Here is a 12924-nt window from a genome sequence, read left to right as displayed (position 1 = left end):
CATCGCCTCGAAAACCCGGGCAAAGTACCGATGCGCCTGATAGAGGTGCAAACCGGAACCTACTTCGGCGAAGATGACATCGTCAGATACGACGATGACTATGGACGCGGTTGATGTCCTAGGGTCAGGACCCATAAGCGGACTTGATGCTAACACATTGCTATGATTCAGGACCCCCAAATATTTGGGGGTATGATGAGCAATTTGTATTGGCTGAGTGAGGAACAAATGGGACGGTTTAAACCGTACTTCCCCAAGAGCCGAGGCAAGTCGCGGGTCGACGACCGGCGCGTATTGAGCGGAATCATCTTCATGAATCGTAATGGTTGACGTTGGAGTGATGCCCCCGCGGAATATGGCCCATCCAAGACATTGTAGAACCGTTGGAAGCGATGGAATGACATGGGTGTGTTCGCGCGGATTATGAGGGGATTGGCGGCAGAGGCACCCGACAATAATACCACCTCAATTGATGCGACTTATCTCAAGGCGCACCGCACAGCCTCAAGCCTGGGGCTCAAAAAGGGGGCGTGGACGTCTGATCGGGCAGATCAAAGGTGGTATGAACACCAAGTTGCATGCTGTCACGGATATCACTGCGAACACGATGCCTTGATGCTGGACTAAATGGTGCTTGGCGCGATTGTTGTGAGGCATAGGAGGGTAATTGCAGCTTTTTTCATAGGACGAACGATGGCGGCATGCCCCTTAAAATGCAACGAGGTGCAGCGCGACGGTCTATAAAAAGTTGGACGATAGACGACTTGGTTGGGCGATAGGTCTGAATAGCTGTGGGTTGTGAGTACATGTGCATGCCAAAGGGGCAGCGGTAACACCGTCGCCAAGTGTTTATCTGATGTGGGGCTTTATGTGGGGTAAGTTTCGCCCCGTGCGTTAACCAATGCGATAAAATGTAATGATTTCAAGGCGCAATGGCGGAGACGAAGGGATTCGAACCCTCGAGACGGTTTCCCGCCTACTCCCTTAGCAGGGGAGCGCCTTCGACCACTCGGCCACGTCTCCGCCGTCGCGTCTAGCAGGAACAAACTGCCGATCACAAGTAGAATCTTGGATTTTGCGGGCTTTACGTCTTCGCTGTTCTGTCTGCTCATGTCGCAGCGGGGCGGACGTTGCGAAAAAGGACGAAGTGGATTAGAACAAATAGTGAACATTAAGAGGGATTCGGTGTGTCGTGTGTGACCCCACTTCGTTTACACAAAGGTTTGGCAGGGCAGGGGCCGCGTGCTGCGCCAATCGCCCATACCTTGTCAGAGGCTTTTCCGAACCACCCCGCAGACGCCAGTGCTGTGGGTTTTGCGCTGTCGCGGCTGCCGCGCGGTACAGCACCGGTCCTGTGGGTGCAGGATCGTTTGTCCCGCAAAGAGGCGGGGCGTCCTGCGCTGGCGGGAATGCGCGCGGATCGTCCGGTGATTATGGTCGATCTTTCGCGTGCCATGGACGTGTTGTGGGCGATGGAGGACGGGTTGCGCTGTCGCAGCCTTGGCGCTGTGATTGGCGAGATTTGGGGCGATCCGCCCTGTCTGGATTTTACCGCAACCAAGCGACTAGCCCTGCGCGCAGAGGCCGACGATGTGCCCTGCTGGTTGATCCGCAGGGCGGCCAGCCCCGATCTCAGCGCCGCGCGCGAACGTTGGCGAATTACCAGTATCCCCTCTGCCCCGCATCCGCACGATCCGCAGGCCCCCGGCGCGCCGCGCTGGGCGCTCGATCTGTTTCGGGCGCGCCATACCAGGCCCGGCCAATGGGTGGCCAGCTATGACCGCGCGACGGATCGTGTCGATCTCGCTGCCCCAGTTCGCGATCGAGCGGTGGATGCGCGTGATGGAACGGCAGGGGGACGCACCGCCGGATGATATCCCTGTGGTGCTGGCCCGCGAGGGACAGCATGGGCCGGTTATTCATGCCGCCAACCGGACCGCGCGGCTTGAAGGGATCACGCCGGGATCGCGGGTGGTCGATATGCGCGCGATCTGCCCCGAACTGCAGGTCGCATATGCCGATGAGGCGGGTGATCATGCCGCCCTTGACCGGCTGGCCCTTTGGGCGCGCCGGTGGTGCCCATGGACGGTGCGGGATGGCAATGACGGGCTTATTCTGGATACCACAGGGGCCGACCATCTTTGGGGAGGTGAGGCGGCCATGCTGGTCGAGATGGAAACGCAGTTATCCTTGCTGGGTCTGACCGCGCGGTTGGCGGTGGCGCCCACATGGGGGGCGGCCTGGGCGCTTGCGCGTTTCGGTCCGGTGCGCGCGATCTGTGGGGCGGATGAGATCTCTTTCAAACTGGGGGCCTTGCCGGTGGCTGGTTTGCGGCTTGATGCGCCGACGCTGCTTTTGCTGCGCCGCTTGGGGTTGAAAACCATTGGTGCTGTCATGGATGTCCCGCGCCTGTCCCTGACCCGCCGCTTTGTAAAGGCGGGGGTACAGGCCAACCCGCTGATACGGCTGGACCAGTTGATGGGCAAATTGGCTGAACCGGTTTCCAGCGTCGATGCCAAGCCTGTGATCCGCGCGCAGGCCCGCCTGGCCGAGCCGGTTTTTGACCCAACGCCCCATCTGCCGGACCTTTGCGCGGACCTCTGTGACCAGTTGAAACAGACCGGACAGGGGTGCCGCCGCCTGCATTTGACGGTCTATAGAACCGACGGCGACGTCAGTCATGTTGATGTCGCGACCTCTGCACCCACACGCGATCCTGCGCATTTGCATGGTCTGTTTCGGGATAAGCTGGAACGTATCAACCCCGGTTTCGGGTTTGACCTGATTACGCTGGCGGCGGGGGCGTTGGAGGAGATGCAGGACCGACAGACCCGTCTGGAGGGTGGGGCGGACGATGATCTGCGCCTGACGCAGTTGATTGACAGGTTGAGCGCGAAATTCGGCCCGCGTGCAGTGACCCGCCCCATTTTGCGCCAAAGCCACCTGCCCGAACGGGCCGAGGCGCAGATCGCAGCACTTGCAAACGCACCTGACGCGGGTGTGATTCTGACCAAAGAACGCCCCCTGCGCCTGCTTGATCATCCCGAAGAGGTGCGCGTGCTTTACGCCGTGCCCGAAGGCCCGCCTGCACAATTTGTCTGGCGCAGGCAAACCCATCGCGTGGCGCGCTATGCGGGGCCGGAACGGATCTCGCCCGAGTGGTGGAAGGACCGCCCCGGCACGCGGTTGCGTGACTATTTCAAGGTTGAGAACCAGACGGGTCTGCGGTTGTGGCTGTATCGCGAAGGCCTGCATGAGGACGGGCGCGGGGGGGATCCGCGCTGGTTTGTGCATGGGTTTTTCCCATGAACCTGTGGTGCATATTGTGGGCTTGGGATGCCTCTGGCGGGAATATTTTTGGCAAGATGATACGCCTGTCGGGGCAGGGGTGAACCATGCCTGAAAACGACCACCAACACCCCCGCCGCACATTGGACGGTGATGATTTTCCGCCAAACCCCCGGGCATCCTTTGTCGAACTGGGGGTGACGACCTGTTTTTCCTTCCTGCGCGGGGCCTCTGACGCGGTGGATCTGGCTGCAACCGCTTGGGCGCTGGGCTATGATGCCTTGGGCTGTGCGGATCTCAACACGATGGCCGGTGTTGTGCGCCTGCATACCGAAGCCACCAAGGCGAAGATTCGCCCTGTCATTGGGTGCCGCATCCAGTTGGTCAGTGGTGAGACCTTCCTTGCCTATCCCAGAGACCGTGCCGCCTATGGGCGGCTGTGTACGCTACTGTCCAAGGGTAAAATGCACGGGGTTGATGGCGCATGGCAGGACAAAGGTGTTTGCGATATCACGTTGGACGATCTGGCCAAACAGAGCGCAGGGGTGCAGTTGATCGCGCTGCCCGGTGAAAATATCGACCATTTCAGTGCCGGTTTGCGGCGGCAGATCCGTGCACTGCCAACACTCAAACATATCGCGGCGAGCTATCTTTATCGCGGTGATGATCGCGCGCGGATCAATCAGCTTGACGCTCTGGCGCGTGCCAACGGGCTCTCTATTCTGGCCACGAATGACGTGCATTACCACGCCCCTGACAGGCGCCCTTTGCAGGATGTCATGACCTGCATCCTGCATAAAACCACGATCCACAAAGCGGGGTTTCTGCTGGATGCCAACGCCGAACGACACCTCAAATCGCCAGCACAGATGGCGCGGCTCTTTGCTGAATGGCCCCATGCGATCGCGGCAACACGCAAAGTGGCGGATGCGTGCAATTTCAACCTGACCGAACTGGCCTATGAGTACCCGCGCGAGACGGTGCCGGATGGGTCTACTGCGCAAGAACACCTTGAAGCGCTGACATGGAAAGGGGCCGCCACCCGCTATCCCGACGGTGTCCCGCCCGAGATTACGGCAGTCCTGCGCAAAGAACTGGCCCTGATTGCCAAGCTTGATATCGCTCAGTATTTCCTGACCATCGAACAGATTGTTGATTTCGCGCGCCACCAGACCACGCCGGAAATCCTGTGTCAGGGCAGGGGCTCTGCGGCCAATTCCGCCGTTTGCTATGTGCTGGGGATCACCTCTGTTGACCCCAACAAGAACGACCTGCTGTTTGAGCGGTTTATCAGCGAAGAGCGTCGCGAACCCCCTGATATTGACGTGGATTTCGAACATGAACGCCGTGAAGAGGTGATCCAGCATATCTACCAGAAATACGGGCGCCACCGTGCCGCCCTATGTGCGACCGTGATCCACTACCGGCCCCGCATGGCGGTGCGCGAGGTGGGCAAGGTCATGGGGCTGTCCGAGGATATCACAACCGCATTGGCCAAAACCATCTGGGGATCATGGGGGCGCGAAGTGGGCGCGCGCGAGGCGGCCGAGGCAGGAATCGACCTGCGCGATCCGCTGATGGCGCGTACCATCAAACTGGCCGACCAGATGATCGGCATGCCGCGGCATCTGGGGCAGCATGTGGGGGGCTTTGTCCTGACCGAAAAGCCGCTGGTGGAAACTGTGCCCATCGGCAATGGCGCGATGCCCGATCGCAGTTTTATCGAATGGGACAAGGATGACATCGACGCGTTGCGCATCCTCAAGGTTGATGTGTTGGCGCTGGGCATGTTGACATGTATCCGCAAGGCCTTTGATCTGATTGATGCCCATTACGGCAAACGCTTCACCCTTGCCACTGTCCCGCAAGAGGACCCTGCGGTTTATGATATGCTGTGTCGCGGGGACAGTCTGGGCACCTTTCAGGTGGAAAGTCGCGCACAGATGAACATGCTGCCGCGCCTGAAACCGCGTGAATTCTACGATCTGGTCATCCAGGTCGCCATTGTGCGGCCCGGGCCCATTCAGGGGGACATGGTCCATCCCTACCTGCGTCGCCGCAGTGGCAAGGAACCGCCGGAATACCCATCCCCCGGTCGGGGGCATGACCCTGATGAGCTGCGTAAAGTGCTCGGTCGCACCCTTGGTGTGCCAATCTTTCAGGAACAGGCGATGAAGATCGCAATGGTCGCGGCGGAGTTTTCCACCAAAGAGGCCAATGAGCTACGCAAAGCCATGGCCACCTTCCGGTCCCGCGGCACGATTGGCGCGCTTGAGGACAAGATGGTCAGCCGCATGATCAAACGCGGGTATGATCCGGAATTTGCGGCACGCTGTTTCAACCAGATCAAAGGTTTTGGCGACTACGGTTTCCCCGAAAGCCATGCTGCCAGTTTCGCGCATCTGGTCTATATCTCCTGCTGGCTGAAATGCCATTATCCGGATGTGTTCTGTGCAGCCTTACTCAATTCCCAGCCGATGGGGTTTTACGCCCCCGCCCAAATCGTGCGCGATGCGCGCGAACATCACGTGATCGTGCGGGCGGCTGATGTAAATTATTCGGATTGGGACAATACGCTGGAACCCGTCAGCCCCGGTGTCTTTGCCGTGCGGTTGGGCCTGCGCCAGATTGACGGGATGCGGCAGGAGATGGGGCAGCGTCTGATGGACGCCCGCACCGCGCCTTTCACCGATTTGGCCGACCTGAAAGAACGCGCGCGGCTTGATGCGGGCGCCATGCGCAAACTGGCTGCCGCCGATGCGATGCGGTCCATGGCACTTGACCGGCGACAGGCGCTTTGGGAGGCGCGCGCCCTGCGCGACGCACCGGACCTGCCGCTTTTTGCAGGCACCCGTGATGAGGGCGAAGAACAGCGTTTTGATCTGCCCCAGATGCCTGTGTGCGAACATGTGGTGGCGGATTATCAAACCACGCGGCTGTCACTCAAAGCGCACCCGATGTCCTTCCTGCGCCGCAGTATGGACAAACAGGGCTATGCCCCGACCCGTGCCCTGCAGGACATGCGCAATGGACGGCAGATCAAACTGGCTGGCATCGTATTGATCCGGCAACGCCCGGGCAGTGCCAAGGGCGTGTGTTTCATCACGCTTGAGGATGAAACCGGTGTTGCCAATTTGGTCGTCTGGCCCAAAGTGATGGAGGCTTACCGCAAGGTGATCATGCGCGCCCGCGTCATTGATGTCCGCGGCACGGTCCAGCGTGATGCGGATGTGATCCATGTGGTCGCCCATCACCTGACCGACCGCAGTGATGCGTTGGAACGGCTATCGCACGACCGGATGGAGGCGCCATTGGCCCGCGCCGATGAGGTCAGAAAGGCCATCCCACATGACCCGAGGGGCGGGCATCCGCGCGATGTGCGGGTGATCCCCAAGTCGCGGGATTTTCACTAGATCACGAAGACTTAGGTCCCAGTCGCCATGTGCGTTGTGTTTTCGATGATTTTAAAATCTCCCATATTTTGCTCTCTGCCAAGCCGTTGAGTCGTGCGGAACCCTTTCAAAGAGTCAGACAAGCGCAGGGATTCGTCGCGCAAAAAGCGGACAGCAGTGCCCGTCTGTTCGACCATCGACGCATTCTTCTGGGTCATATTATCCAAGGTGCGGACACTGCCGTTGATTTCATCAAGATCACCGGCCTGCCGGCGGACGGATTGCGCGATATCCGAGACGAGCCCGCCCAGAGATTCGACATGTTCCAACACTTCACCAAGCTTGAGCCCTGTATTCTGCACCAGTTTATTGCCGGATTGGATTTCAGCTGCGCTCGTTGATATCAACGCCTTTATTTCCTTCGCAGAATCCGTGGCATTCTTGGCAAGCCCACGCACTTCAGAGGCCACCACAGCAAAGCCGCGCCCTGCATCACCGGCGCGCGCCGCTTCAACACCTGCATTCAACGCAAGCAAGTTTGTTTGAAAGGCAATATCTTCGATCACACCAATAATCTTTGTAATCTCACCCGAGGATGCCTCGATCCGCCCGATTGATTGCATCGCGGCTTCCAACGCCGTGCGGCTATCCGACGAAAGCGATTGGCTGCGGGTTGCGGCCGCATCAGCCTGATCCGCTTTCTCTACGATTTGCGTTGTCTCTTCGGTCAAGCGGTTCAGCGATGTCGCTGAATCCGCCAGTGTTTTGGCCTGACTTTCAACGCGCGTTGCCAGTTCAGCGGATTCCGCACCGATGGACTGGCCGATTCTTTCGACTTCATCAGCGATGCTACCAATGTCCGAAATCGTCTGTGACAGATGCGTCACGAAATGGTTAAAGTCATCACGCAGCGCGGCATAATCCTGTGGGAAATTTTCACCATGACGCGCAGAGACCCGTACCATCAGATCCTGTTTCGCAAGTTTTTCCAGAGCATCGCGCAAAGCACTCACAGCGAAGGCTTGCTCCGCTTGTGCCTTATCAGAGGCCTGCTTTACGGCTTCTGCGCGTTTTAACTCGTCCTGAAATCCTGATATCTCTTTTGCGATCGCACCGATCTGGTCTTTGCGAGAGAGAAAGGGAATGGTCTGGTTCAGCTGGCCTTGTGCCACCTGTGAAATCCGGTCTGCCAAAATGCTCAGCGGGCGCAAAAGCCACGAAATCAACACTGCCAAGAGACCTGCACCAAGAAGAATAATCGCTGCCGCCGTTCCGGACCCCAACCAGAAGCTTGATGCAAGTGCCGCGTCGATGCGCGTCCGTTCGACGCCCACATAGAAAATGCCGATCACATCACCGCGGCTGTCGATGACGGGTTCGTAGATCGTTAGATAGGGCTTGCCGAGAATCACCGCCTCGCCACGAAATGTCTGCTTGTTTCTCATGACATCGAACACTGGATTGGCAGTCCCCAAGGCTGTACCAACGGCGCGTTCTCCGTCAGGTTTGATAATATTTGTAGTGCGGCGAATGAAATCACCTGCGTTCTGATCCCAAACAAACACGGTGGCTGTTTCCCCTGAAATCGCACCCACGCGGTCGATCAAACGGTGGTCATCAAAGGCAGGAATCGCATCCCAGTTCACGGCTGTGACAGCGCCATCTGCCCCGTAAGTCACTGTGATATCGTCGAATTGATCCATGAAAGTTGATGTCAGGATGCGCAGCCCTGTATTTTGTTCCAACTGCGCTTTTTCCAATAACGTCCGCTTCTGTGAATATTGCAGAACGCCGATCACCATCGCGAAAAGAGCGGCGATAAGGATCACCGAACTCATGATCAATTGACCACGCAGTGACATATTCGAGAGGAAATTGCGCATGTGGCGTACTCCGGATTTACAGTCTGGCCGCCGTTCTCGCGCAAAACTGTTTTCAAACAGTGAACGCGGGCCAAAGACTGATACGATTTTCAATCGTAAATTCGGATTGTGCGCTGGTAAAAATTCTCCGCTAAGTGCGTCAAAGCCGTTTGTATCGCCGAAATATCGCTTCTAAGCTGACGCAGAATTTGTGCGTGAAGGAGCCCCGCAATGCAGCAACATATACGCATGGGCGTGGATATCGGCGGTACCTTTACGGATGTGGTGCTTGAGGTGGGGGTTGCGTCCTATTCCACCAAGGTACTGACTACCTATGCCGCCCCCGAAAACGCGATCATCGACGGGATGCACCAGGTCTGTGACAAGGCAGGCATCAAGCCTTCCCAGATCGACCAGATCATCCACGGTACAACCCTCGCCACCAACGCATTGATCGAACGGCGCGGGGCGAAAACAGCGCTGATTACCACCGAAGGTTTCCGTGACGTTATCGAGATGCGCACCGAAAGCCGCTTTGAACAATATGATCTGAACCTGCAACTGCCCGAACCGCTCTTGCCGCGCCAACACCGCTTTACGCTCAAAGAACGCATTGACGCGCGGGGCGACGTGCTGGTGGCGCTGGACCGCGCCGATGTTGAAACACTTGCTGATGAAGTGGCTTCTTACGGCTTTGAAAGCATCGCTATCGGCCTGCTTCATGCCTATCTGAACGACAGCCATGAACGCATGATCCGTGCGGTTTTTGCCGAAAAGCTGCCCGATGTGATGATATCGCTGTCGTCCGAAGTGTCGCCGCAGATGCGCGAATATGAACGTTTCAATACCACCGTTGCCAACGCCTATATCAAACCGCTGATGAAGTCCTATCTGGGTCGCCTGAAAGGCCGCTTGAGCGACGAAGGGGCGGCCTGTCCCATCTTCCTGATGCACTCGGGCGGCGGGATTATCAGCCTTGAGAGCGCGGCGGAATTTCCTGTGCGGCTGGTCGAATCCGGGCCTGCGGGTGGTGCCGTATTCGCTGCCGATATTGCGGCCCGCTATGGCCTGAACAAGGTACTGTCTTTCGATATGGGCGGGACAACGGCCAAGATCTGTCTGATCAAGAATCAAACCCCCAAGACCGCACGCGTCTTTGAGGTGGCGCGCACCTATCGCTTCAAGAAGGGCTCGGGCATGCCAATCTCGATCCCTGTCATTGATATGGTCGAGATCGGGGCAGGCGGCGGTAGCCTCGCCCATGTGGATGCGATGCGCCAGATCCGTGTTGGCCCCGAAAGTGCAGGATCAGAGCCGGGTCCGGCCTGTTACGGACGCGGCGGCGCGCGCCCTGCGGTCACGGATGCGGACCTGACATTGGGCAAGCTCGACCCTGACCATTTTGCAGGGGGGTCGATTAAACTTGATACCGACGCGGCGTTGCAGGCGCTGGGCACATTAGGTGCACCGCTTGAAATGGATGCGCAAATGGCGGCCTTCGGGCTGGCTGAAGTGGTCGATGAAAACATGGCCAACGCTGCGCGCGTGCATGCGGTGGAAAACGGTGAAGATCTTGCCGACTATACGATGATTGCCTTTGGCGGCGCGGCGCCGCTGCACGCAGGACGGCTTTGTGAAAAACTCGGCATTGACCGGTTGCTGGTGCCAACGGGCGCAGGTGTCGGCTCGGCGATCGGGTTCCTGCGCGCGCCGTTCAGCTTTGAAGCGACACGCAGTGTTTATATGAAGCTATCCGGTTTTGCACCGCAGGTGGTCAAAACGCTGCTTGCTGAAATGGAGGCCGAGGCCACAGGTTTCGTCCGCACCTGTGACGCTCACGCGCCGATCAAAGCCGAATACAAGGTCTATATGCGCTACACAGGCCAAGGCTGGGAAATCCCGATCAGCTTGACTGCCGAGCAAGCGCAGAACCCTGACGCGGCAGAGTTCCTTGCACTTTTTGAGGCGGACTATACCACACTCTTCGGGCGCACGGTGGCAGGGATGGATGTTGAAATCACCGTCTGGGCGGTGAATGCCACGACCGAGGTGGCGGCGGTTGAAACGATTGGCGCAACGCCAAGTGGCAATGCTGCGGAAGCGTTGAGCCATCGCGCACTTTTCGACCCCATCAAAGGCGCACCTTCCGCCGCGGCCATCGTTCCGCGCGCTGCCCTCTGTGCGGGTGATTGGGTTGCGGGCCCTGCGCTGATCACCGAGGATGAAACGACCATCGTCGTCCCCGCAAGCCGCACCGCCACAGCTCGCCCCGATGGCACCATCGACATTACGGAGAAACGCACATGAGCAACGTTGCATTCCAGGTCATGTGGAACCGCCTGATCTCGGTCGTCGAGGAACAGGCACAGGCGCTGGTCCGCACCGCATTTTCCACCTCTGTGCGCGAAGCAGGCGATCTCTCGGCCGGGGTCTACAACGCCGATGGCCTGATGCTCGCACAAGCAGTCACAGGCACGCCTGGGCATGTGAACGCGATGGCCGATGCTGTCGCCCATTTCATCCGCCGGATTGGCCGTAAAAATATCCAAGAAGGCGACGTCTACATCACAAACGACCCATGGGAAGGCACCGGCCATCTGCATGATATCACCGTCGTGACGCCGTCATTTCATAACGGTCACCATGCGGGCTTTTTCGCCTGTACAGCCCATGTGGTTGATATCGGCGGGCGGGGTTTTGGCGCGGATGCGGCAAGCGTTTACGAAGAGGGCATCTATATCCCGATCATGAAATTCGCTGATCGTGGTAAGGTGGATGAAACCCTGATCCGCATGCTGCGCGGCAATGTGCGCGAGCCTGACCAGTTGATCGGTGATATTTATGCGCTGGCCACTTGCAACGAGATCGGACACCGGCGGCTGACCGAAATGATGGACGAATTCGGCCTCAGCGACCTGACAGGTATCGGTGATTTCATCCTCGAAAACTCGCGTCGCGCCACGCTGGAACGGATCGCGGCGCTGCCCCGCGAAACCGCGACAGGGGCTATGCGGATTGACGGGTTTGACCGGCCCATTGATCTCAAAGTCATGCTAGAGATCGCCGAGGACCGCATTTTATGCGATTTTGCGGGCACATCCGGAGTGGATAAAAAAGGCATCAACGTGCCGATGGTCTATACCAAGGCCTATGCCTGCTACGCGCTCAAATGCGCTATCGCCCCTGAAATTCCCAACAACGCGGCATCATTGGCGCCGTTCGAAGTGACGGCCCCCGCAGGGAGCATTGTGAACGCGGTCCATCCTGCACCTGTCGCCCTACGCCATATCATCGGCCATATGATCCCCGATACGGTTTATGACGCGCTGGATAAAATCCTGCCTGCCACTGTGCCTGCCGAAGGGGCAGGGTGTCTGTGCAATTTTCAGGTCTCCTTGCGCCCCGCCCCCGGCCACCAAGGGCGCAGGTCCGAGGTGCTGACCTTCAACTCTGGCGGCGCAGGCGCGCGGCCCACCGTGGACGGGCTGAACGCGACGGCCTTCCCGTCGGGCGTGATGACCATGCCGATCGAGGCGACGGAACACACAGGCCCGGTCATTATCTGGCGCAAGGAACTGCGTCCTGACAGCGGTGGCGCCGGTCAGTACCGCGGCGGTCTGGGGCAATATATGGAGGTCGGTGCCACGGCAGGGCATGAATTTGATTTCTCGGCCATGTTCGACCGTGTCTATCATCCTGCACGCGGACGGCAAGGCGGGCAGAACGGCGCGCCGACGGCAATTGCGCAGGATGATGGCAGCGTCATGCAAGGCAAGGGGAAGCAGTTTGTCCCTGAAGGCCGACGCGTCATGCTGGCTTTGCCCGGCGGCGCAGGCTATGGCCCCGCCTCCGCGCGCGATCCCGCACTTGTGAAACGCGATCTTGCGCGTGGGTATATTTCTGCGACATCTGCCCGTGATGACTATGGTCTGAGCGCGGATGAAATCGCAGCTGTTCTTGCGGCTGTCAGCAAAGGGGAAACCGTGTGATGCAGGCGCCTGAGCACGCAAACTATGACGTCGTCATCGTCGGCGGAGCGATCTACGGATCGGCCGTCGCTTGGTTCCTGACAGACAACCCCGATTTTGACGGCACGATCTTGGTCGTCGAACGCGACCCGACCTATGAATTCGCCTCGACCTCGCACACCAATTCCTGCATCCGCCAGCAGTTCAGCGAGGAAATCAACGTGCGGATTTCCCAGTTCGCGGTAGATTACATCAAGAATTTCCGCGCCTATCTGGGCGGCGATGCCCGCATCCCGCAACCGCTGATCCATAGTTTCGGCTATCTCTATCTGGCAGATAACGAAGGCTTCGCCGCCGCGCTACGCGAAGCCCAGAAAATTCAGGCGGCTTGCGGTGCGGGCACACGGCACATGA

Annotated in this window: 8 protein-coding genes, 1 tRNA gene and 1 pseudogene; 8 read left to right on the top strand and 2 right to left on the bottom strand. The window is 58.6% G+C overall.

Annotation, left to right across the window (positions count from 1 at the left end):
• A partial coding sequence (locus VGP75_RS20215) for a cupin domain-containing protein (protein ID WP_327545365.1) occupies positions 1 to 114 on the top strand: 114 nt, incomplete at its 5' end.
• Positions 115 to 195: 81 nt separating this feature from the next.
• Positions 196 to 592 (top strand): annotated as a pseudogene (locus tag VGP75_RS20210) (IS5 family transposase); the annotation flags it as partial.
• A gap of 341 nt (positions 593 to 933) precedes the next feature.
• On the opposite strand, the gene VGP75_RS20205 reads toward VGP75_RS20210, so the two are convergent.
• A tRNA-Ser gene (locus tag VGP75_RS20205) sits at positions 934 to 1023 on the bottom strand.
• A 173-nt stretch (positions 1024 to 1196) separates the two neighbouring features.
• Here VGP75_RS20205 and VGP75_RS20200 point away from each other — a divergent pair.
• From VGP75_RS20200 to VGP75_RS20190, 3 genes are all read left to right on the top strand, one after another.
• Positions 1197 to 1874: an ImuA family protein gene (locus VGP75_RS20200; RefSeq protein WP_327545363.1), complete on the top strand. Its 678-nt coding sequence runs from the start codon at positions 1197 to 1199 to the stop codon at positions 1872 to 1874.
• Positions 1843 to 3309: a Y-family DNA polymerase gene (locus tag VGP75_RS20195; protein WP_327545364.1), complete on the top strand. Its 1467-nt coding sequence runs from the start codon at positions 1843 to 1845 to the stop codon at positions 3307 to 3309. Before VGP75_RS20200 ends, VGP75_RS20195 begins: the two co-directional genes overlap by 32 nt.
• A gap of 86 nt (positions 3310 to 3395) precedes the next feature.
• Positions 3396 to 6701, top strand: a complete 3306-nt coding sequence (locus VGP75_RS20190; RefSeq protein ID WP_327545362.1) for an error-prone DNA polymerase — start codon at positions 3396 to 3398, stop codon at positions 6699 to 6701.
• 11 nt (positions 6702 to 6712) lie between these two features.
• On the opposite strand, the gene VGP75_RS20185 is transcribed toward VGP75_RS20190, so the two are convergent.
• Positions 6713 to 8563 (bottom strand): methyl-accepting chemotaxis protein, encoded by a 1851-nt coding sequence (locus VGP75_RS20185; RefSeq protein ID WP_327545361.1) that lies wholly within the window; start codon positions 8561 to 8563, stop codon positions 6713 to 6715.
• A 210-nt stretch (positions 8564 to 8773) separates the two neighbouring features.
• Here VGP75_RS20185 and VGP75_RS20180 point away from each other — a divergent pair, with 210 nt between their 5' ends.
• From VGP75_RS20180 to VGP75_RS20170, 3 genes are all read left to right on the top strand, one after another.
• Positions 8774 to 10849, top strand: a complete 2076-nt coding sequence (locus VGP75_RS20180; RefSeq protein WP_327545360.1) for a hydantoinase/oxoprolinase family protein — start codon at positions 8774 to 8776, stop codon at positions 10847 to 10849.
• The gene (locus VGP75_RS20175) at positions 10846 to 12531 is read left to right on the top strand and encodes a hydantoinase B/oxoprolinase family protein (protein ID WP_327545359.1); all 1686 of its coding nucleotides are present in this window, start codon (positions 10846 to 10848) and stop codon (positions 12529 to 12531) included. Before VGP75_RS20180 ends, VGP75_RS20175 begins: the two co-directional genes overlap by 4 nt.
• The coding region (locus tag VGP75_RS20170) for an FAD-dependent oxidoreductase (RefSeq protein WP_327545358.1) at positions 12531 to 12924 on the top strand (394 nt) is incomplete at its 3' end. The genes VGP75_RS20175 and VGP75_RS20170, both read left to right, overlap by 1 nt.

Source organism: Yoonia sp., from assembly GCF_036007805.1.
Taxonomy (GTDB): Bacteria; Pseudomonadota; Alphaproteobacteria; order Rhodobacterales; family Rhodobacteraceae; genus Yoonia.
This window is presented reverse-complemented; position numbering and strand designations above follow the sequence as displayed.